Annotated in this window: 20 protein-coding genes; 13 read left to right on the plus strand and 7 right to left on the minus strand. The window is 65.2% G+C overall.

Annotation, left to right across the window (positions count from 1 at the left end; genetic code table 11):
- Positions 1-43 precede the first annotated feature (43 nt).
- The 11 genes from CFOUR_RS03470 to CFOUR_RS03520 all read left to right on the plus strand — a co-directional run bounded on the left by CFOUR_RS03470 (position 44) and on the right by CFOUR_RS03520 (position 11577).
- On the plus strand, positions 44-1195 hold the full coding sequence (locus tag CFOUR_RS03470) for a resuscitation-promoting factor (protein WP_085957394.1): 1152 nt from the start codon (positions 44-46) through the stop codon (positions 1193-1195).
- Positions 1196-2047 (plus strand): 16S rRNA (adenine(1518)-N(6)/adenine(1519)-N(6))-dimethyltransferase RsmA, encoded by an 852-nt coding sequence (gene rsmA, locus CFOUR_RS03475; RefSeq protein ID WP_085957395.1) that lies wholly within the window; start codon positions 1196-1198, stop codon positions 2045-2047.
- Positions 2040-2999, plus strand: a complete 960-nt coding sequence (locus CFOUR_RS03480; protein ID WP_085957396.1) for a 4-(cytidine 5'-diphospho)-2-C-methyl-D-erythritol kinase — start codon at positions 2040-2042, stop codon at positions 2997-2999. Before rsmA ends, CFOUR_RS03480 begins: the two co-directional genes overlap by 8 nt.
- 197 nt (positions 3000-3196) lie before the next feature.
- Positions 3197-3838 carry an ATP-binding cassette domain-containing protein gene (locus CFOUR_RS03485; protein ID WP_179154807.1) on the plus strand — a complete coding sequence of 214 codons (642 nt, stop codon included), beginning with the start codon at positions 3197-3199 and terminating at the stop codon, positions 3836-3838.
- 3 nt (positions 3839-3841) lie between these two features.
- Positions 3842-5584 carry an FtsX-like permease family protein gene (locus CFOUR_RS03490; RefSeq protein ID WP_085957398.1) on the plus strand — a complete coding sequence of 581 codons (1743 nt, stop codon included), beginning with the start codon at positions 3842-3844 and terminating at the stop codon, positions 5582-5584.
- A 115-nt stretch (positions 5585-5699) separates the two neighbouring features.
- On the plus strand, positions 5700-6092 hold the full coding sequence (locus CFOUR_RS03495; protein ID WP_179154808.1) for an exonuclease domain-containing protein: 393 nt from the start codon (positions 5700-5702) through the stop codon (positions 6090-6092).
- Between the two features lie 9 nt (positions 6093-6101).
- On the plus strand, positions 6102-7892 hold the full coding sequence (locus CFOUR_RS03500) for an ABC-F family ATP-binding cassette domain-containing protein (protein WP_085957400.1): 1791 nt from the start codon (positions 6102-6104) through the stop codon (positions 7890-7892).
- 10 nt (positions 7893-7902) lie between these two features.
- The gene (locus CFOUR_RS03505; RefSeq protein WP_085958406.1) at positions 7903-8226 is read left to right on the plus strand and encodes a putative quinol monooxygenase; all 324 of its coding nucleotides are present in this window, start codon (positions 7903-7905) and stop codon (positions 8224-8226) included.
- A 222-nt stretch (positions 8227-8448) separates the two neighbouring features.
- Positions 8449-9618 (plus strand): NRAMP family divalent metal transporter, encoded by a 1170-nt coding sequence (locus CFOUR_RS03510; protein ID WP_085957401.1) that lies wholly within the window; start codon positions 8449-8451, stop codon positions 9616-9618.
- Positions 9619-9628: 10 nt separating this feature from the next.
- Positions 9629-10411, plus strand: a complete 783-nt coding sequence (locus CFOUR_RS03515) for a putative hydro-lyase (RefSeq protein WP_413540797.1) — start codon at positions 9629-9631, stop codon at positions 10409-10411.
- Between the two features lie 92 nt (positions 10412-10503).
- Positions 10504-11577 (plus strand): HNH endonuclease signature motif containing protein, encoded by a 1074-nt coding sequence (locus tag CFOUR_RS03520; protein ID WP_085957403.1) that lies wholly within the window; start codon positions 10504-10506, stop codon positions 11575-11577.
- Between the two features lie 52 nt (positions 11578-11629).
- Here the strand turns inward: CFOUR_RS03520 and CFOUR_RS03525 are convergent, their stop codons facing one another.
- From CFOUR_RS03525 to CFOUR_RS03540, 4 genes are all read right to left on the minus strand, one after another.
- Positions 11630-13375 (minus strand): acetyl/propionyl/methylcrotonyl-CoA carboxylase subunit alpha, encoded by a 1746-nt coding sequence (locus CFOUR_RS03525; RefSeq protein ID WP_085957404.1) that lies wholly within the window; start codon positions 13373-13375, stop codon positions 11630-11632.
- A 2-nt stretch (positions 13376-13377) separates the two neighbouring features.
- Positions 13378-14862 carry a 5-oxoprolinase subunit B/C family protein gene (locus tag CFOUR_RS03530; protein ID WP_435383890.1) on the minus strand — a complete coding sequence of 495 codons (1485 nt, stop codon included), beginning with the start codon at positions 14860-14862 and terminating at the stop codon, positions 13378-13380.
- Positions 14863-14927: 65 nt separating this feature from the next.
- Positions 14928-15683 (minus strand): LamB/YcsF family protein, encoded by a 756-nt coding sequence (locus CFOUR_RS03535; protein WP_085957406.1) that lies wholly within the window; start codon positions 15681-15683, stop codon positions 14928-14930.
- 47 nt (positions 15684-15730) lie between these two features.
- On the minus strand, positions 15731-16396 hold the full coding sequence (locus tag CFOUR_RS03540; RefSeq protein ID WP_085957407.1) for a GntR family transcriptional regulator: 666 nt from the start codon (positions 16394-16396) through the stop codon (positions 15731-15733).
- Positions 16397-16556: 160 nt separating this feature from the next.
- Between CFOUR_RS03540 and ppk2 the strand changes: the two genes are divergently transcribed.
- The gene (gene ppk2 / locus CFOUR_RS03545) at positions 16557-17405 is read left to right on the plus strand and encodes a polyphosphate kinase 2 (protein WP_085957408.1); all 849 of its coding nucleotides are present in this window, start codon (positions 16557-16559) and stop codon (positions 17403-17405) included.
- Here ppk2 and CFOUR_RS03550 read toward each other — a convergent pair whose 3' ends face one another.
- Both CFOUR_RS03550 and CFOUR_RS03555 read right to left on the minus strand, forming a co-directional pair.
- Positions 17406-17972: a DNA-3-methyladenine glycosylase gene (locus CFOUR_RS03550; protein ID WP_085957409.1), complete on the minus strand. Its 567-nt coding sequence runs from the start codon at positions 17970-17972 to the stop codon at positions 17406-17408.
- Complete coding sequence (locus CFOUR_RS03555; RefSeq protein WP_085957410.1) at positions 17969-18745, minus strand: HAD family hydrolase; 777 nt, start codon at positions 18743-18745, stop codon at positions 17969-17971. Before CFOUR_RS03555 ends, CFOUR_RS03550 begins: the two co-directional genes overlap by 4 nt.
- Positions 18746-18785: 40 nt before the next feature.
- Here CFOUR_RS03555 and CFOUR_RS03560 point away from each other — a divergent pair, with 40 nt between their 5' ends.
- Positions 18786-19781: a 3-hydroxyisobutyryl-CoA hydrolase gene (locus tag CFOUR_RS03560; RefSeq protein ID WP_085958407.1), complete on the plus strand. Its 996-nt coding sequence runs from the start codon at positions 18786-18788 to the stop codon at positions 19779-19781.
- Here CFOUR_RS03560 and CFOUR_RS03565 read toward each other — a convergent pair.
- On the minus strand, positions 19778-21388 hold the full coding sequence (locus tag CFOUR_RS03565) for a histidine-type phosphatase (protein WP_085957411.1): 1611 nt from the start codon (positions 21386-21388) through the stop codon (positions 19778-19780). The genes CFOUR_RS03560 and CFOUR_RS03565 overlap by 4 nt on opposite strands.
- Between the last annotated feature and the right edge of the window lie 56 nt (positions 21389-21444).

Here is a 21444-nt window from a genome sequence, read left to right on the forward strand (position 1 = left end):
GTGTGCTGAACACCTTCAGCCAAACCGACCCGTGAGGAAACACATGTCCCGTCAGATGAAGCGGATTAACCCGAAGAGCACCGCCACCAAGCGTGCAGTCGCCGGCTCAGTCGCCGGCGCCGTCATGCTCGGCGGCGCGGGCACGGCCCTTGCCACGCAGAAGCAGGTCACCGTGGACGTCAACGGCGAGGAAACCAACGTGCGCACCTACGCCGCAGACGTGGCCGGCGTGCTCGACTCTGCAGGTGTCGAGGTCGCGCCGGAGGACCTGGTTTACCCGGCGCCGGGGGAGGAGCTTTCCAACGGCGACACCGTGACCGTTCGTACCGCGAAGCCGGTCGCCGTGGTCATCGACGGGGTTGCGCAGCAGATCACCTCCACCGCCAGCACCGTCGGCGAGCTGATCGACCAGGCTGGCGTCGCCGGCGCGTCCGCCGTGGACGTGGACCGCGACCAGCCTGTAAAAGACGGCATGAACGTCGCCGTCACCACCCCGAAGATCGTGGCCCTGCGCGACGGCGGAAAGCTGTCCTACGTCTCTGCCGCCGCGAACACGGTCGGGGACCTGCTGGCCGCGCGCGGTGTGACTTTTGATTCTGACGACCGCCTCAACGTCGCGCTTACCGACGAGATTGTGCCGGGCATGGACATCGTGCTGGACCGCGTGAGCACCACCGATCGCCCGGAAACTGTCGTGGTGGAAGCTCCGGCCGAGTACGTCGAAGACGACACCCTCGACGAGGGCGAGGAGAAGGTGCGCGAGCAGGGAGAGCAAGGCGAGACCAAGGTCATCCACCGCACCGTCACCGTCAACGGCGTGGTCGAGTCTGAGGGCGTCGCTGAGGAAAAGGAAGTGAAGAAGGCGAAGCCGGCCGTCATCGCGCGCGGCACCAAGCAGGCTGAGGAAAGCGAGTCCAACACGGGCGCGGCTGCCCCGGCTGTGGCGAACGGCAGTGTGTGGGACTCCCTTGCGCAATGCGAGTCCGGCGGTAACTGGGCGATCAACACCGGCAACGGTTTCCAGGGCGGCCTGCAGTTCACTCCGTCCACGTGGGCCGGCTACGGCGGCACCGCGTACGCGCCGAGCGCGCACATGGCCACCCGTGAGCAGCAGATCGCTGTTGCCGAGCGCGTCCAGGCCTCGCAGGGCTGGGGCGCCTGGCCGGCCTGCACCGCCAGCCTGGGTATCCGCTAGATGGGGCAGTCGCACCTGCTCGGCCCGGCCGAGATCCGCGAACTGGCAGCCGAGCTCGACGTCACGCCCACCAAGAAGCTGGGCCAGAACTTCCTGCACGACCCGAACACGGTGCGCCGCATCGTCGCCGCCGCGGAGCTGGATCCCAGCGACCGGGTGGTGGAGGTCGGTCCCGGCCTCGGCTCGCTGACTCTGGGGCTGCTCGACACGGTTGAAAGTGTCACCGCGCTGGAAATCGATCCGCGTCTGGCTGGCCGCCTGCCTGCCACCGTGGACGCGCGCGCGGCCGAGTTCGCGGACCGGCTGACGGTGGTCAACGCCGACGCGCTGCAGGTTGCGCGCGCGGACCTGCCGGTCGGGCCGACGGCGCTGGTGGCAAACCTGCCCTACAACGTCTCGGTGCCGGTGCTGCTGCATATGCTGGCGGAGTTGCCGTCGATACGCAGAGTGCTTGTGATGGTGCAAAAGGAGGTCGCCGACCGCCTCGCCGCGCAGCCGGGCTCCAAGGTCTACGGCGTGCCCAGCGTCAAAGCCGCGTTCTACGGTGACGTGTCGCGCGCCGGCACGATTGGCAAGCACGTGTTCTGGCCGGCACCGAACATCGAGTCGGGGCTTGTGCGCATCGACGTTTCCGACTCCGCGCCGCGCGACCTGCGCGAAACTGTCTTTCCGCTGGTGGACGCCGCATTCGCCCAGCGCCGCAAGACGTTGCGCTCTACGCTGGCCGGCATCTACGGCTCGGCCGCGGCCGCCGAGGACGCGCTGCGCGCCGCCGGCATCGACCCGGGCCTGCGCGGGGAGAAGCTCACCGTGGCCGACTTTATCCGCCTCGGGGAGGCGCGCCATGGCTGACGGCCAGGTGCGCGAGATCGTCGCCTCTGCGCCGGGCAAGGTGAACCTGCATCTCGGCGTGGGTGAGGCGCGCACGGACGGCTATCACGACCTGGTCAGCGTCTTTCACGCGGTGGATCGGCGCGAGGTGGTGCGGCTGCTTCTCGACGGCGATCCCGGAGACGGGCCCGTAGTCGAATCCATGCGCACCACGTTTTTCGTGGACGAGCCGGACGAGGACATTGACGGGCCGCGCAACCTGGCGTGGCGCGCCGTCGAAGCGGTGGCGCAGCGCGCCGGGATCGAGCTGCCGCGTGTGCGCATCGAGGTGGACAAGCACGTCTTCGTCGCTGGCGGCATGGCGGGCGGGTCTGCGGACGCGGCGGCGGCGCTGGTGGCAGCCAACGCGCTAGTGGCCGAGTACGGCGAGCCGCTTTCGCCGGAGGTGCTGCACGAGCTTGCCGCATCCCTGGGTGCCGACGTCCCGTTTTCGCTGATGGGCGGCACCGCACTCGGCACCGGCCGTGGCGACGAACTGGTGGAGATGCTCTCGCGCGGCCGGCTGCACTGGGTGTTTATCAACCCGAAGATTGGCATCAACACCGGCGGCGCATTTTCGCTTCTCGACGACCTCCGGCACGGCAACCCCGCCCTCGTGCCGCATTTGGACGCCACCGACCTGTCCCAGGCGCTGACCTCCGGCGACGTGGCGCGCGTCGCCGCCGCGCTGCACAACGACCTGGAAGTGCCCGCGTTGTCGATGCGGCCGGTGCTCAAGCGCGTGCTCGGTGTAGCCGCAGACGCTGGCCGCCGCGCGGTCGTCTCCGGGTCGGGTCCCACCGTGGCCGTGCTCTGCGACGATGCCGGCGCCGCGCGGTTCGCTGCCGAGCAACTGGCGGAGCAGTTCGACAGCTACGAGGTATTCGTCGCCGAAGGCCCAGACCGAGGCGCCGTAGTCGAATATATGAGCTAAATTCTGGCCGGTTGTGTCGGTGCGCGCCGTAATGTGCCGGGCATGCCTCTAATCGACGCCACACGCAATTACAACGCTACGTGAATATCGCAGCACCTGTAATTGGGTAATTGTCACTCACGATAAACGTGTTCGTGCAATTGCCGATAATGTTGTGGTGCTCGAGTAGCGTATGCCCTCTAACAACAGGAATTGTGATGGTCGAAATAGTTTGGAATAAAATCTCTTTTCGATACTCGAAATATGGGCCATATATTCTGCGGGATGCCGCGCTGTCGTTGTCACGGCCTGGCATCTACGAAGTCCGGGGCCCATCGGGAAGCGGTAAATCCACGGTTCTGGATCTGTTAGCCGGTCTGCGCTCACCCAGTGAAGGCAGAGTAACCATCGACGGTAAACGGTTCGGAAAGGGCGCGGCCAAGAAGCTAACCTCGTGGCGGGCCACGCACGTCGGGTACGCACCACAGGCACCGACCCTCCTGCCTAGCCTCAGCTGCCGGGAGAACCTCGAGCTGGCAGTTCACGTCGCCGGACGGGGCCTCGACGCCCAGGGCAGGGAAGAGCTGCTTGGCACGTTGGGCATGCAGCCTTTCACAGAAGCCCTGCCGGCGGAGCTATCCGGGGGTCAACGCCAGCGCGTTGCGGTGGCCCAGGCACTAGCTTCCCAACCGGACTTGGTGCTCATGGATGAGCCCGTCAGCGCGCTTGATGGAGCGAATGTCACCGTGGTCGAGGACTTGTTGCGCCAGTCGGCGAAGCGGGGAGCGATAGTGGTCTATTGCTCCCACCGTGAGCTTTTCGACGGGCAGGCAAAAACGCTGCTGCAGATGGGGGCATAGCCCATGAAGCCCATGACTCCCACCGCCGCCTACCGGAGAGAGCTGTCGGTGACGGCGCGCCCCTTCATCGGGGGAATCGTACTGGCTGCGGTAGTAATAGGCACGCTCGTCGGCACCATCCTTTACGTCGCATTCTCGACTGGCGGAAGCAGCGACTTCAAGGCCGGCGTGACGAATATGAGCCTGATTGCGATCATCCCGGCATTCGCCGGGGTCCGGTTGGCGCATCAGAATTTTATCGCTGACCACCGAAATACCGTGCAAGCGCTGCGGGTTCTCGGCATAGGCAGGGCGTTTTTCACCAGGCACATGCTCCTGCAAGGGGCGTGCCTGGCGCTTCTGGCAAGCGCTTCGGCGGTCGTGTTGGGACGGTTGTTAGCGACGCCGCTTTTCAAGGTGATTCTGCTAGGGCTCAACAAGCAGCTGCCAGATCACTGGGGCTCGCCCATTGACGTTGCCTGGTCGTCACTGCTGGTCTTAGTCCCCCTGTACCTCCTCGGCGTGGGGATTCTCAACGTCGACAAGGTGCTGGCCAAAACCGGGGATCGGGGAGCGGCGACAGTAGGTAAGTCCAAATCCTTGGTGGGGCTGGTTGGCCTAGTGCTCGCAGTGGTCAATATTGCCGCGGGTATCTGGTGTATGGTGACAACTCCGCCAGGGCCTGTCGTGTTGATATTCGTCTTCACCTTGCCGTTCCTCGCTGTCACACTTGCCGGCACCTTCGCCCGGGCGCTAGCTCGCTGGGCAGCTGCAGCGGTCAAAAAGGTGAGCGGATGGTCGGCACCCGCGCTAGGCATCCGCTCCTCCGAAACCGTCGGGACGACCTCGAGGGTGGGGCTTGCTACCGCGCTCGTAGCCATTCCGCTGGCAGGCTTCACGGGCGCACAGACCGCGTTATGGGCGGCAAATTACGTAGGCTCCCAGAATTTCCAAACGGTCCCAGTCGTCGTTGGCCAAGATTTTCGCCTACTGGAAGCGCAGGAAGCAGACGGTGTATGTGAGGAGATCGGCGATGACTGCCGTGGGGTGGTCTACTGGCAGCCTTCGGACTTCGAATCCGCGGGGGAGACTTCCGTACCGATGGAGAAGGCGAATGACTATTCTCTGGCCGGATCGAATGACCACGTGATAGGGCAGCTACTCTCGCCCGCGGCGCCGGTGAAAGCTCACAGCCCCTTCTACCCAGACTTCATGGTGCCGTTCTCCGGTATTTCTAGCGAGTCTCCGGTTGAACCGGAATGGGGGCTTCCCGTGGTCGCCGAATCGGCTAGCGCACCGGATCATCTCCGGGTGGAGTCCGCGCAGGATTGGGTACGGCATGTGGATATGGATAGCCAGATCATGTACGGGCCCCACGGCGACGGAACCGCCGGCTTCGTCCCCACCGCGGCCTACACTCTGCTGGCGATCTGCCTGGTCCTCGCGGTCTCTGTGATGGGCAAGCGGGCCAATTTGCATGAGTTCTTCTCACCACTGCGTCTTCTGGGCCGTACCGAAGGCGGGATCCAACGAGCAGAGTTCTGGGCAATCCTCTTTCCGTACTGTGTTGCCATGCTGACAGCGCTCCTAGTGGGCATCTGGTACACGGTCGCCGTCCATGTCGCAGTCTCGGCGTACCCGGGGGCGCTGCTGCCTTACCTTCCCCCAGGGCTATGGGTGCTCTTTGTCCTCGTCTTCTTAGGCACGAGTGCGACTGCCTTTTTGCCGACTCCAGACAAGGACGAGCGTGGCGCAGATGCGCCCTAGACACTGGCGTGCCGGCGCCTAAAGGGGATCTTCCGGTTTCGGGTTGGTCAAGGTCGCCTGCGGGAAAGTGGTGGGCCAGATGTGCACGTATCTTCGCCCGCCCGAGGAATACATTTTGTTCGAGTTCAGCCACATCCACGGCATCGACCGCGGCGACGTGGAAGGCGCGCCGAGCTGGTTCGACATCGCCGACGCGATCGTGGAGTTCGTTGGCGACGCACCGGTGTACGCCCACAACGCCACCTTCGACGCGGCTGTGTGGCGATGCCTGGACCGCTACTACTTCACGGGCACCTATCCCGAGCAGTTCTACTGCACGTTGCGCATGAGCCAGCGCCTTTTGCCGCACCTTGTCGACCACCGCCTGCCCACCGTCGCCGAGTACTGCGCGCCAGTCTTTGCGCTCAACCACCACCAGGCGGATTCGGACGCGTTGGCCTGCGCCCACATCGTCGCCCCAGCTGCAGCGCAGCCGAGGGCTGCACGAGTTGCTGCCTGCGTAAGATGAACAGGCGATATGGCTAACCTGATCAACCTGGAAAACGTCTCCAAAACGTGGGGGCTGAAAACGCTGCTCGACGGTGTCTCCCTCGGCGTGCAAACCGGCCAGCGCATCGGCATCGTCGGCGTCAACGGCGGCGGCAAGACCACGCTGCTCGAGGTGCTCACCGGCATCGAGCCGCCAGACGCCGGACGCGTTTCGCACACCAGCGACCTGCGCATGGCCGTGGTCACCCAGCGCTTTTCGCTTGACGACGCCCTGACGGTCGGCCAAGCCGTCGTCGAGCCGCTGGGCTTGCAGACCTTCGAATGGGCCTCCAACGCTAAGGTCCGCGAGGTTCTGCAGGGCACCGGCGTGGCCGAGCTTGGCCTGGACACACCGGTGGGGCAGCTCTCTGGCGGCGAGCGCCGCCGCGTCAACCTCGCCGCGGCGCTCGTGCAGGATTTGGACCTGGTGGTGCTGGACGAGCCAACGAACCACCTCGACGTCGAAGGCGTGCAGTGGCTCGCCGACCACCTGATGGGCCGCAAGGTCGCCGTCGTGGTGGTCACCCACGACCGCTGGTTCTTGGACACCGTGGCCACCTTGACCTGGGAGGTCCACGACGGCGCTGTCGACGTCTACGAAGGCGGCTACAACGACTGGACCTTCGCCCGCGCCGAACGCGCCCGCCAAGCCGACGCGATCGAGCAGCGCCGCCAGAACCTCGCCCGCAAGGAGCTGGCGTGGCTGCGCCGCGGGGCGCCGGCGCGCACCTCCAAGCCGCGCTACCGCATCGAGGCCGCCGAGGCCCTGATCAAGGACGTTCCGCCGCCGCGCGACACCGTCGAGCTGATGGCCTTTTCCAAGCAGCGCCAGGGTCGCGTGGTCATCGAGCTGGAAGACGCCCGCATCGACGCCCCGGACGGGCGCACCCTTGTCGACCACCTCACCTGGAGGTTGGCGCCCGGCGAGCGCATCGGCCTCGTCGGCGTCAACGGTTCCGGCAAAACCACCCTGCTGCGCACGCTCGCCGGCGAGTATCCGCTGGCCGCCGGGAAACGGATTGAAGGGCAGACCACCCGCATCGGCTGGCTGCGCCAAGAGCTCGACGACCTCGATCCGGAGCGCCGCGTCATCGACGCTGTCGAAGATGTGGCCGCCTACATCTCCCTCGGCAAGAAGGAACTGTCGGCCTCCCAACTCGCGGAGCGTCTCGGCTTTTCTCCGAAGCGCCAGCGCACCCCCGTGCGCGACCTCTCCGGCGGCGAGCGGCGCCGCCTCCAACTCACGCGCGTGCTCATGGACGAGCCGAACGTGCTGCTTCTCGACGAGCCCACCAACGACCTGGACATCGACACCCTCCAAGAGCTGGAAAACCTCCTCGACTCCTGGCCCGGCACACTGGTGGTCATCTCCCACGACCGCTACCTCATCGAGCGCATCGCCGATAACACCTACGCCCTGTTCGGCGACGGAAAGCTGACCAACTTGCCCGGCGGCATCCAGCAGTACCTGGACACCCGAGCCGCGCAGGCAACCCAGACTGGGCCCTTGGACCTGGGGGAGGGTAAACCGGAGGACGTCGAGAAGCGTTTAAGCTCCCAGGAAGAGCGCGAGCTGCGCAAGAAGATGAATGCGCTGGAGCGCAAGATCGCGAAGGAAGGCGAACGCGCCGACGCGCTCGAATCCGAGATCGCGGCACTTTCCGAGGCCGGCGACTTCGAAGCCATCGGCGCGAAAACCAAAGAACTCGCCGAGGTGAAAGACACCCGCGACGAGCTCGAGATGGAATGGCTGGAACTCGGCGAGCAGCTCGAAGGCTAGGGTGGGGCGCATGATTTTGATCAACGTGCGATTCAAGCCCCTGCCCGAAAACGTGGAGAACTTCCGCGAGCTGGTCAAGGATTTCACCGACGCCTCCCGCGCTGAGGAAGGCAACATTTTCTTCGACTGGTACCGCAACGAAGACAACCCCGACGAGTACCTGCTCATCGAGGCCTTCCAGGACGACGCCGCCGAAGCGCACGTCAACTCCGAGCACTTCAAGGCGGCGCAGGAATTCTTCCCGACGATCCTCGCCGAGACCCCGACCATCATCAACACCCTCATCGAGGGCAAGACCGAGTGGGACGAGATGGCGGAATTCAAGGTCTCCTAGGCCTCCGCTGCACCACTCACGGCTGGGAAACCACCTGGTGGGGGGAGCCCGGGTGTGACGCGATGTCTCCCAGGGCGCTTTTATGCCCTAATATCTCCCACGTCACATTTCCCAGTTCGTGAAAGGGGTGTCCCAGTGACTACTCCAGACCAGACCCGTAGTGGGTCTACCGCGGCTCAGCAGCCCGCAAAGGCACCGGCGGCCGCCCGAGGCATCGGCCCCATGATCGGCGCCATCTTCCTTATGGCAACCTCCGCCATCGGCCCCGGCTTCCTCACCCAAACCTCCGTTTTCACCGTCCAGATGGGCGCCGCGTTCGCGTTTGCGATCCTGCTGTCCATCATCGTGGACATCGCTGTCCAGCTCAACGTCTGGCGCATCCTCGGCGTCTCCGGCATGCGCGCCAGCGAACTCGCCAACGAGATCCTGCCGGGCCTCGGCTGGGTGCTGGCCGTCCTCGTCGGCATCGGTGGCTTGGTGTTCAACATCGGCAACATCGCCGGCACCGGCCTGGGCATTCAGGCGCTGACCGCAGGGGCCGTCGACCCGAAGATCGGCGGCGCGCTTTCCGCGATCATCGCCATCGTCGTGTTCCTGTGGAAGCGGGCGGGCGCCGCGCTCGACGTCATCGTCGGCATCCTCGGCGCGATGATGATCCTGCTCATGCTGTACGTCGCCATCTCCTCCAACCCGCCTGTCGCGGACGCGCTGCGCCAGACCGTGGCACCGGAGCGCGTCGACTTCAACGTCATCACCACCCTCATCGGCGGCTCCATCGGCGGCTACATCGTCTTCGCCGGCGTACACCGCCTCATCGACGCAGGCCACACCGGCCCGGAAAACGTCGACTACCTGACCCGGTCCTCAGTCACCGGCATTATCGTCACCGGTGTCATGCGCGTGCTGCTGTTTTTGGCGGTGCTGGGCGTGGTGGCCACCGGCGTAGCCCTGTCCAAGGACAACACCGCCGCCGACGTGTTCTACCAGGCGGCTGGCGACTTCGGCCGCCGCGCCTTCGGCCTCGTGCTGTGGGCTGCAGGTTTGTCGTCCGTGATCGGCGCATCGTTTACCTCCATCTCCTTTTTGACCAAGCAGGGCTTCGATCCGAAGAAGCGCGGCTGGCTCACCGTCGTGTTCATAGTGATTTCCTCGGTGGTGTTCCTTGTCGCCGGTTCTGCTCCGCAGAAGCTGCTCATTTTCGCAGGTGCGTTCAACGGCCTGATCTTGCCGATCGCTTTCGCCGTCGTGCTGTGGGCGGGCTTTTTCCGCAAGGATCTGCTCAAGGGGTGGGAGCCGCCGAAGTGGACGCTCATCATCGGTCTGGTCGTCCTTGTGGGCTGTGTGCTCATGGGTTGGGCTTCCATCTCGAAGCTGCCGTCGATCTGGGCGTAGCGAGATGGGAATGCAGCCTGCTGCGATGACCCCGGCGCAAGCCCGCGCGTTGTTCCGCACCACCGATGTGGCGACGACGGCGGGCTTTTCCGCTGGCTACGTCCAGGCCAACCTGATTGCGTTGGACAAAAAGTACGCCTTCGATTTCCTGTTGTTCGCGCAGCGCAACCCGAAACCGTGCCCGCTGCTCGGCGTGCTGGAGGCGGGGCAGCTGTCTTCGTCGTTGCTCGCCGGCGGCGACATCCGCACCGACATCCCGTCCTACCGCGTGTTTTCGCAGGGCTCGCTTATCGACGAACCTTCGGACGCCACCTCCTACTGGACCGAAGACACCGTCGCGTTTCTCATCGGCTGCTCGTTCACCTTCGAGCAGGCGCTTGTCGAACACGGTGTGCCGGTGGCGCACATCGTGCAGGGGCGCAATGTGCCGATGTATCTGACCAACATCGACTGCGAACCCGCCGGTGTGTTCAGCGGAAAAATGGTGGTGTCCATGCGTCCCATCCCGGCGAATTTGGTGTCTGACGCGGTGCGCATCACCTCGCGCTACCCGGCGGTGCACGGGGCGCCTGTGCACGTGGGGGAGCCGGGATTAATCGGAATCGACGACCTGGACGCGCCGGACTTCGGCGAGGCCGTGGACATCCCCGCGGGCACCGTGCCGGTGTTTTGGGCGTGCGGAGTAACGCCGCAGTCGATCGTGATGCACTCCAAGCCGGAGCTGGCCATCTGCCACGCGCCGGGCAAGATGCTCGTCACCGACGCGCGCGATCTGGCCTACCAGGTTCCATAAACTGCGCCGCTGTGGACAACTTTCCCGCCTGCGTCGAGGGTTATCCACAGGCTGGGTCTGGGTGGGGTTGTAGGTGGTTTAGCGTGTGGGCCATGAACCCGTTTGACGCATTCATCCAGGCGATGGCCGCAGAATCCATGGAGACACTGCGGCACTTCGACCTGCCCGTCGCGCTGGCCGCCGGCATCGCCCCGGACAAGGCACACGCGTGGGCACGGATGCAGGACGTCTACTACGGAAAAACGAAGTTCACCCGCAAACAAGCCCTCGCCGCACGAAAAGCCCGCGGATTCTCCCTCGACGAACTCGGGCTGATCGAACGGCGTGTTGGCGGGGTGAAAGATGCCGGGGAGCGGTGGCGGCTGCGGCTAGAACTATTGGATGTCACCGGCGGGTACAAAGCCATCGAGCGCGCCGCCCGCGAGCTCATCCCCCGCGAGGACAACGCACCGGCGAAGAAACAGGTCGCGTTCTCGCAACCGAACAACGGCCGGGCACGCATCACCATCGACACCACCGACCGCAACGCCGCAGACTTAGAGCACCGCCTGCGCCAACACATCGACCCCGCGCTTCCGGCCGCAGCCCAGATGGAAGAGGAGTTCTGGCGCATCCTGGACGGCACAACCGGCGGGGTTGTCGCCGCCGCGCCGCGGCCGATTGTGATGGTGCCCATCGACGCGCACGCGCGCATCCTCGCAGGCGACGGTGACGACGTTGTGCTGACGCTGACTGACGGCACCACCATGACCGGGGCCGAGTACCTGGAGTATGAGTTCGGCGACGCATTGGAAGTCGCAGCGTTCCACCCGGAGCACGGCGCGGTCAACCTTTACGACACCGAGCGTTTCGCCAACCAGAAACAACGCGATCTGGCCTGCATGGTCTCGCCCGTGTGCGCGTTTCCGGGCTGCCGCCACGGCGCGCTAGGGTGCGAGATCCACCATGTGCACGCGTGGAAACACGGTGGGCTGACCAACATGAACAACCTGGTGCCGTTATGCCGCTATCACAACCGCATCAACGACGATGATCCCTGGCGGCGAAAACGCGGCCACATCACTATGATCCGCGGCGCGCCCTGGTGGATCTCACCCCGCGGATACCACATCAAAAACACCGACCGCGGAGCACTCGACCAACTTTTCGGACCACAAAACACCTAGCAACGCGAAACGCCGCCGCCCAACAACGGACGACGGCGTAACACCCGCGAGCCTAGGAAATCGTCGCGATGGTGGCGTTTGCTTTGACGCGCTCGCCCTGCTGTGCGGCAAGCGAGATCTGCCCGTCGCGAGGTGCTTTGATCTGCGATTCCATCTTCATCGCCTCGACGGTCGCAATCGGGTCGCCCTTGGCAACGACGTCGCCGTCGGAAACGAGCCATTCCACGATCGTGGCTTCGTACTTCGACGTCACGGCGCCTGCTTCGTCGCCGGCCGGGCCAGCCGCTTCGGCCGGGGCCGTGGCCGCGCCGCCGCCGAGCATGGCGACGGGGAAGCCGATGGTGTGCAGTCGGCCGTCGATTTCTACGACGACGTCGCGGCGCTCGTCGTAGATGTGCTCGATGTCGACGCCGTTGTGCTTCTGCGACGGCGAGTAGTTGTGATCCACCCAGTCCGTGTACACGTCGAGCGAGTCGCCGTTGATTTCGGGTGCTTCCACCATGTCGCGGTGGAACGGCAGCACGGTGCGCACGCCTTCGATCTCGAACTCGCTGAGTGCCTGCTTTGCGCGGCGCAGCGCGGTGTCGCGGTCGGGGCCCCAGATGATGAGTTTGCCCATGAGCGAGTCGTAGTACGGCGGGATCTGGCCGCCGGTGCGCACGCCGGTGTCGACACGGATGCCGGGACCAGTGGGCAGGTCGAGGCGGGTGACGGTGCCCGGCGAGGGCGCAAAGCCGTTGGTGACGTCTTCGGCGTTGAGGCGGAACTCAAACGCGTGGCCGCTTATCGACGGGTCGATTCCGTCGTGCCCGCCCTTTTCTTCGACGAAGGAGAGGGGCAGCCCGTCGGCGACGCGGAATTGCTCGGCGATGATATCCACGCCGGTGACGACCTCGGTGACAGGGTGCTCGACCTGGACGCGGGTGTTGACCTCCAGGAAGGAGACGGTGCCGTCTTCGGAGACGATGTATTCGACGGTGCCGGCGGACTGGTAGTTCGCCTTGCGGATGATTTCGCGTGCGCCTTCTTCGATGGCGCTGCGCTGTTCGTCGGTGAGGAACGGGGCGGGGGCTTCCTCGATGAGTTTTTGGAAGCGTCGCTGGGTGGAGCAGTCGCGGGTGCCAAGCACGGCGACGTTGCCGTGGGCGTCGGCAAGCACCTGCGCCTCCACGTGGCGTGGGTGGGTGAGGAACTTCTCCACGTAGCATTCGCCGCGGCCGAAGGCTTCTTTGGCTTCGCGGCCTGCGGAGGCGAAGCCTTCTTCGATGTCGGCTTCGTCGAAGACGACCTTCAGGCCGCGGCCGCCGCCGCCGAACGCCGCCTTGATTGCGATCGGCATGCCGTGTTCGTCGGCGAAGTCGCGCGCTTCTTCCCAGGTGGACAGCGGCTCGCCGGTGCCGGGCGCGAGCGGGGCGTTGGCCTCGACCGCCAGGGCGCGGGCGGAGAGCTTGTCGCCGAGGAGCTCGATGGCTTCCGGTGACGGGCCGATCCAGGTCAGGCCGGCTTGCTCGACGGTGCGGGCGAAGTCCGCGTTTTCGGACAGGAAGCCGTAGCCAGGGTGGAGGCAGTCGGCGCCGGCGCGGTGGGCGATTTCGATGAGCGCCGGGATGTTCATGTAGGTCTCGGCGGAGGTTTTGCCTGGCAGCAGGTAGGCCTCGTCGGCGACCTGGGTGTGCAGGGCGCCGGTGTCGGGCTCGGAGTAGACGGCGATGGAGCGGATGCCCAGATCGCGTGCGGTGCGCGCGATGCGCACGGCGATTTCGCCGCGGTTGGCGATGAGTACGGCAGAAAGAGTCATGCTTAACCTTCCAGGGTGTAGCGCTCGAAGCGGAGTTTTCCGCCGGGCGGGAGTTGTGCGGCGATGTCGACGTCTTCATTGATCACGGTCGCGATGACAGGGTAGCCACCGGTCACGGCGTGGTCGCGCAGGAACAGCACGGGTTGGCCGGACGGGGGAACCTGCACGGAGCCTGCGACCATGCCCTCGCTGGGCAGCTCGCCGTCGCGCGAGCGGGACAGCGGCGCGTCGGATTCGAGGCGCAGCCCGACGCGGTTGGAGTCGCCGGTGACGGTGAATTCGGTGTTGAAGAAGCGCTCGACGGCTTCGTCGGTGAACCAGTCGTCGCGGGGGCCGAGTACGCAGCGCACGACGCCGACGACATCGGCGCCGTCGCGTTCGACGCGCAGCGGGTTCGACAGCAGTGAGTTGGCGGACTGCGGCGGGGTCAGCGACATCGCGATGGTGTCGCCGGCGGCGAGCGGTTTGGGGCCGAGGCCGGAGAGCATGTCGGTGGCGGCCGAGTCGAGCTCGGTGTCGGCGATGAGCCCGCCGCGTACCGCGACGTAGGTGCGGAAGCCGAGGCGCGACGGGGCGACCACGACTTCTGCTCCGGCTGGCACGATCGTCGGGGTGGCCAGCGGCGCGGGGCGACCGCCGACGGTGACCTCAGCGTCAGCGCCGGTGACGCAGATGACAGTCTCGGCCAGGGCGGACAGGCGCAGTCCGCCGACGTTTTCCAGCAGGGTGGCGTTGCGCTTGTTGCCGACTGCGGCGTTGGCGGTGCGGGCGGAGGCTCGGTCGGAGGACCCGGACGTGGTCACACCCAGGTTGCCGTTGCCTTGGCGGCCGAGGTCTTGGTACAGCGTCTGCAGACCGGCGTCGTCGAGGGTGAACACCGGCCGGCGCGGCGGGGTTGCCAGGTGCTTGCGCGCGGTTTCGGAGTCGTCCGGCAGCGCGTCGACGGCGCGGTAGTGCACGCGGTCGCCGGGGGCGACGAGCGCGGGCGGGGTGGCGGTGGAGTCCCACATGGGCGTGTGCGTGGTGCCGATGAGCTGCCAGCCGCCGGGCGAGGTGCGCGGGTAGACGGCGGAGAATTCGCCGGCCAGCGCCACCGCGCCTGCGGGGACGGCGGTGCGCGGCGAGTCGCGGCGCGGGATCTCGAGTGCGCGCGAGGCGTCTTCGGGTACGCAGTAGGTGAATCCGGGTGCGAAGCCGCCGAACGCTGCGACCCAGGTGGTGGAGGTGTGCCAGTCGATCAGCTTGTCTGCGTTCATGCCGAGCGTTGTCGCAAGCGCGTCGATGTCTTCGCCGTCGTAGCGCACGTCGATGTTGATGTCGCGCGGGGTGCCCATGTCGGCGGTGTCGGGCGAGTAGCCGGCCAGCACGTCGACGGCTTTTGTGGTCGCGGTGGGTGAGTCGAAGGTCACCAGCACGGTGCGTGCGGCGGCGACGACGTCGGTTTGGTGGTCCAGCGGCGTGGCGGTGAGCGCCGCGTAGAAGTCCATGACTGTTTTCAGGTCCGGCAGGTCCACGATCAGTGCGCGGGTGCCGACCCGTTTGACGGCGTAGCTCACAGGACGGCCTCGATGCGGATGCCTTCGTCGTGAAGCTTGCGCACGACGCTGCGGGTCAGTTCGACGGAGCCGGGGGAGTCGCCGTGGACGCAGACGGACTCCGCCTGAACTTCGACCTCGGAGCCGTCGATGGCGGTCACGGAGCCGGTGGAGGCGACTTGGAGCACTCGCTTGGCAACGTCCTCCGGGTCGTGCAGCACCGCCCCGGGTTCGCGGCGCGACACGAGCGTGCCGTCGGGGTTGTAGCCGCGGTCGGCGAAAGCTTCGCGGATGACGCGCAAGCCGGCCTTCTCCGCGATGTCGACGGCCACCCCGCCGGGCAGGAGCATGACGGCGAGATCCGGGCTGAACGCTTTGATGCCGTCGATGACGGCCTTGGCGTGCGCCTCGTGGTGGACGATGGTGTTGTACAGCGCGCCGTGCGGCTTGACGTAGCGCACCTGCATGCCATGCACGCGGGCGAGTGCGTCGAGGGCGCCGATTTGGTAGAGCGTTTCGTCCGCCAGCTCGCCCGGGGCGTAGTCGATGAAGCGGCGGCCGAAGCCTGCCGGGTCGTTGTAGGCCACGTGCGCGCCGAGGGTGACCCCGTGGGCTGCGGCATTGCTTAAGGTGCCGGCGATGGAGTGTGGATCACCTGCGTGGAAGCCGGTGGCGACGTTTGCGCTGGAGACCATTTCCAGCATGGCTGCGTCGTCAGCGACCGGGTTTCCCGCGGTGGTTTCGCCGAGGTCGGCGTTGAGGTCGATGTGCATGGCCCTAGTTATACAGCCCGGCACATGTGACCTGTCACTCAAGGGGGCTAGACGGCGCCGTTGTTGATCTTCTCGATCATCTCGATGATCGCTGCTGCCTGCTCCATGAGCTGCACCTGTAGGTAGTCGGAGGCGGCTTGGCGGTCGCCGGACTTGACCAGTTCCACGACGTGCTCATTGGCTTCGATGAAGCGGCGGTTGAACGCGGGGTCGCGCTCGAGGATGGGCAGAGTGGCCAGGCGGAGGAAGGCGTCAAGCTGGTCCATCGTGTCGCCCAGCGTTTTCGAGCCCATGGCAGCGAGCACGACGTGGTGGAAAGCTTGGTTGACGGCGATGAGCAGGTCGTCGTCTTCTTCTTCGATGGCCACGCGCGCTTCTTTGTTCAGCTCGTCCAGGCGCTCGACATCCAGGTCGGGGCCCCACAGCAGGGCGGCGGGTTCGATGGCGGCACGGGCACGGAAGGTGTCGGTGACGAACTCTGGCGACGGCGTGGTCAGGAAGACGCCGCGGTTCGGGATGCGTTCGCACAGGCCCTCGGAGGTCAGCATCGCAAACGCTTCGCGCAACGTGTTGCGGGAGACCCCGAAACGCTCGGCGAGGGCGACCTCGTTGAGCTTCTGCCCCGGGGCGAATTCGCCACGTGAGATCGCTCGGCGGATCTCGGCGGAAACGTTGTGTGCAAGCATGGCATCCGTGTTGAAATCAGTTGCCACTTACCGCGTTTTTGCAGGTCGGTGGCCGTATTAAATAGAACTATGGAGAGTATAACTCATTTATTGTTCAACAATGTAGCCCCTAACCCATGTTGATCTACCTTTTCAGGTTAGCGGACGTTTTTAGTGCTCACAGGGGGTCGCGGGTACGGTTGCACCTATGAGCCACGACAACAAACCGCCGAAACTGTCCAAGAAGGCATACGAGAAGGAGCTGCTGCGTCTGCAGGCCGAGCTCGTTGCCATGCAGCAGTGGGTAGTCGAAAACGGCGAGCGCATCGTCATCATCATGGAGGGCCGCGACGCAGCCGGCAAGGGCTCCGCGATCAAGCGCATCACCCAGTACATGAACCCGCGCACCTGTCGCATCGAGGCGCTGCCCAAGCCCACCGACCGGGAGCAGGGGCAGTGGTACTTCCAGCGCTACGTGGAAAAACTGCCCACCGCCGGCGAGATCGTCATCTTCGACCGCTCCTGGTATAACCGCGCCGGTGTTGAGCGAGTGATGGGCTTCGCCTCCTCCCAGGAGTACCGCCGCTTCCTCCACCAGGCCCCGATTTTCGAGCGTCTGCTCGTCGAAGACGGCATCATGCTGCGCAAGTACTGGTTCTCCGTGTCCGATGAGGAGCAGTACAAGCGCTTCAAGTCGCGCCGCAACGACCCCCTGCGCCAGTGGAAGTTGTCGCCGATGGACTTGGAGTCCATCACCAAGTGGGAGGAGTACTCCCGGGCCAAGGACGAGATGTTCGTTCACACCGATATCCCGTCGGCGCCGTGGTACACCGTGGAAAGCGAGGACAAGAAGCGCTCCCGCATCAACGTCATCTCGCACCTGCTGTCGACGATTCCCTACGAGCACATCACCCCGGATCTGCCGGAGATTCCGGAGCGGCCTGAAATCACGGACTACGAGCGCCCGCCCCGTGACGAGTTCCGCTACGTCCCCGACGTCGCCGCCAACCTCGAGCGCGGCAAAGGCAAGGACAAGAAGAAGAAAAAGAAGAAGTAGCTAGCGCTTCTTCGGGTATCCCCGCGGCGTAGACACCGTGGCGTCACGGGGGATCCAAAACCGCCACGGCGCCTGCGCGTTTTTGGAGATGCCGATGCGCGGGCCGGCCACCCACTCGGGCTCGCTTTCGCGCATGGTCAACTGCGCCGGCGCGCCGTTGTCGCCGAGTGACAGCCCGAGCGCCTGGCCCAAGTTGCCCGGCCCGCGAGCGAGGTTGGCAAACGGGATGTGCGCCCGGTCCGGGCGCTGCCGCCGCTTACGCGCCAGTTCTTCCCCTTCAACGACTTCGCCGCCGCGCATGAGGCAGCCCTGCCCCTGCCCTTCGGGCGCGCACACGATGTTGCCGTTGTGGTGGATGCCGTAGGAGCAGTACACGTAAAGCCTGCCGGGCGGGCCGAACATCGCGGCGTTGCGTGCGGTCTTGCCGCGGTAGGTGTGCGCCGCCGGGTCGCTGGCGCCGAGGTAGGCCTCCACCTCGGTTAGTCGGATGCTCACGCCGTTGTGCGTGATCACGCAGCCCAGAAGCTGTGGGGCGACGAGATCGGCAGGTTGTGCGAAATCGATCATGAAAGCCACACGGCGAGCTTGTCCACGGCGGCACCTTCCGCATTCGTGCCCACCACCTCATCAGCCACGGCCTTGAGGTCGTCGTGCGCGTTGCCCATCGCCACTGCGATGCCGGCGGCGCGTAGCATGCCCAGGTCGTTGAGGTAGTCGCCGAACGCCGCGGTGTGTGACAGCGGGATGTCCAGCGCGCCTGCGAGCTCGCGCAGCGCCACCCCTTTGTCCGCCTCGGGGTGCATCAGGTCCAGCCAGTGCTTCCCGGAGACCACCGCGCGCAGTTCCGGCACCACATCCTGCACCCACGCAAGCGCGTCGCGTTCGGCGTCCGACTCGATGTAGAGGGCGATTTTGACGGTGGGGGCCGAAGGCGCGTCGACAAGCGTGGTGCGCGAGGCGTAATACTTGTCCACCTCTGCGTCCACCTCGGGCGGCAGGGCAGTGGTGGCGGCGACGTCAGGGGTGCACACTACGGCGTGGGCGGCGAACGGCGCACTCGGCAGTGCGGCCAGCAGCCGGGCGACCGGAGCAGCGGGCAAGGCGGTGGTGGAAACGACGCGCCCGCCGTGGGCGACCACCGCGCCGTTTTCGGCGATGAACGTGGAGCAGTCCGGGAACATCTCCTGCAGCGTGGCCAGCTGGCGCCCGGAGGCAGGCGCGAGCACCACGCCCTTGTTGCGGGCAGCGTCCAGCAAGGGCCAAAACGCTTCCGGTACTTGGCCGGATGAGTCCAGTAGCGTGCCGTCCATGTCCAGCGCGATCAACCGTGGTGTCTGCATTGTCCCCACAGTACCTTCTGTGATGTGGAACACTGGTGACATGACTGAGTTTGTGAAGACCGAAGTCCGCGGCACCACCGGTGTGATCACGCTCGACCGCCCGAAGGCGCTGAACTCGCTGAATCCGGAAATGGCCCGCGCCATCGACGCGACATTGAAGCAGTGGCGCGATGACGACGCCGTCGAGCAGGTGGTCATCCAATCGTCCGGCAAGCATTTCTGCTCCGGCGGCGACGTGCGCGCCGCCCGCGACGGCATTCTCACCGGGCACGAGGCCGAGGTGGACGCGTTCTTCGCAGACGAGTACGCCATGAACCTGGATATCGCGAACTACCCCAAGCCCTACATCGCGCTGTGCAGCGGGGTGATCATGGGCGGCGGCATGGGAGTGTCCGCGCACGGGTCGCACATGGTGGTCACCGAAGACGCTTTCGCCTCGATGCCGGAGATGAACATCGGCTACATCACCGACGTAGGCATGTCGTGGGTGTTGCAGAATCTGCCGAAGGTGCCGTCGCAAAGCTTGGGCACCTTTTTGGGGCTGACTGGCTACCGTTTGTCGCCGGACGACATGCTGGCTACCGGCCTGGCCACGCACAAGGTTGCCACGCTCGACGGGGTGCTTGACGGCATCGTCGCCGACGGTCCCGGCTACCTCGACACAATCGCGCTTGAGCCGGGGGAGTCGACGCTGCTTTCGCTTCTCGACGATATCGATACCGTCTTCACCGGCCCGTGGGATGAAATCCGTGCCCGGCTCGACGGCGACTTGGCCGAGCGCGTGGCGGAGCTGACCGAGCAGGCCTCGCCATCATCGCTGGTAGCCGCCGCCGAACTGTTCGCCGCGAACGCCACGCAGGACCTCGCCGGCGCGCTTGACAACGAGCGGCGTCTCGGCGCGCTGATGACGCGCGAGCCGGACTTTGCGGAAGGGGTGCGCGCGGTGCTCGTGGACAAGGACCAGTCCCCGAACTTCGCCCCGCAGCCAGAACCCGGCAAGTACCGGGACGTCCTGCGTAACGAGCTATTCGGCTAATGGGGCATCAGCCGCGCAATGACCTCCCCACCAAGGCCGAGCAGGGCCCAGACCGAGAAGAAGGCTGCGACGGCAATCGCGATGGCTTCGGGCGCGCCCATCTTGCTGGACGACGTTTCTGGTGACGGAACGGGAGTTGCGGTCTCGGTGAGGCGGGCCTTTGCGTGGTCTGAGGTTGCGCCCAGCGGGAGACAGTCTTCAAGCTCATCGATCGTGTAGAACATCGAACCTTCTTCGATCGGCACACAGCCGGAGTGGAACGGAACTTCGGCCTCGTTGTACAGCATCCGGACAATGGTGTCGTCGTTGTCGTTTTGGAACGCGTCCCATTGAATGTTCGCTCCCATCGGTGCGACCTTGTCGCCACGCCACGAAGAGTTGGAGTAGTCCATGACCTGGTTTGCCGGCACGCCCTTCTCCGAGCCCGGCAGTTTCAATAACGCCGCTAGCGGAACGATGGTCTCCGCGTGGCCGAAACGGAACTCGGCCGCGGTGTCACCGCCCTCGGCGCGCTCGCGCACACCGTCGAGCATGTGGTCGAGCAGTGGCTCGAAGTTGTCGTAAGAGACGGTCTGGCCCTCAATGGCTGGGCCCTTCTCGTAGTAGTCCTCGACATCGAGAAGGTATGCGAATGTCGGGCCGTCGGACTCATCCATGTATTCGTCGAAGATCCAACCTTCGGCGGGCTTCGCCGGCTCTTCCTCCATGGCTGGGGCAATGATGTACAGGTTGTAGAACTGCAGGGCGGCATCAACGATGCCCTCAACGGTCTTGTCTTTCTTCTCAACGCCGACGAACGTCAGGGTGCCGTGATCGATCGCGTCGATGAACTCCGGCGCGAAAATCTTTTCCAGTAGGCTCGTGGCCGCCTCGCGGGATGCGGGTTTTGCGTAGGCTTGCTCCACCTTTTCTTCGAGTACGTCGCCGTCGGCCCACGCTTTGTATGCCTCGTAGCTCGGCGCCGTTTTGTCCTTGTGCGCGTAGAGGAGGTCTCGGCGGGGCTCGAGCTCTACATGGCCGTTGGCCGCACCGTACGTGAGGTTGTCGGTAAGTTCCGGATTGGTTTCAAGCAGGCCGCTGCCGAAGTACCAGCCGGATTCAATCGCGCGGTCCTCACCGGAGGACAGGAAACTAATGGAGTGCTTTTCGCGGTCGATAGCGTCGAACAGTTCCGCGTTGCGCCGCGCGTTGCGCTCGCCGATGCCGTTCAACTCGGCGCGACCGAAGGCAGTGAGGTTGCCGTAGCCGCCTTCACCCGGACCGGTCAGTTCGCGGTTAGCTTTGCTCATCGCCTCGACCTGCGGGATGAGGCGTTCGCCGAGTTCCGTGAGCTGACCGCGTTCTTTGGCGGCGGTGAGCATCTGGCCGGCGAGGTCGTCGTACTTGAATGAAGACAACCCTCGCGATCCGTGGCGGTTGACCGAGCTCGTGTAGATCTGCTGGAAACCTTCGGGGGCTTTGCTGTAACTGTCGATGGTTCCGGCAGGGAAGTAGGGCTGCTTTGTGGAGTAGTACGTCGCGGTGTCGGCGCCGGCAGCCGCAACGTTGCTGACAGCTACAGACGCAGCTGCGACTACACATACAGCACGACGGGAAAATATGGACATGGGAAGCGGGCTCCTTACAGGGGGGACAAGGCCACTGCCGACGCTAAACCTCCGAG

This window comes from Corynebacterium fournieri (genome assembly GCF_030408775.1).
GTDB classification, from domain to species: Bacteria; Actinomycetota; Actinomycetes; order Mycobacteriales; family Mycobacteriaceae; genus Corynebacterium; species Corynebacterium fournieri.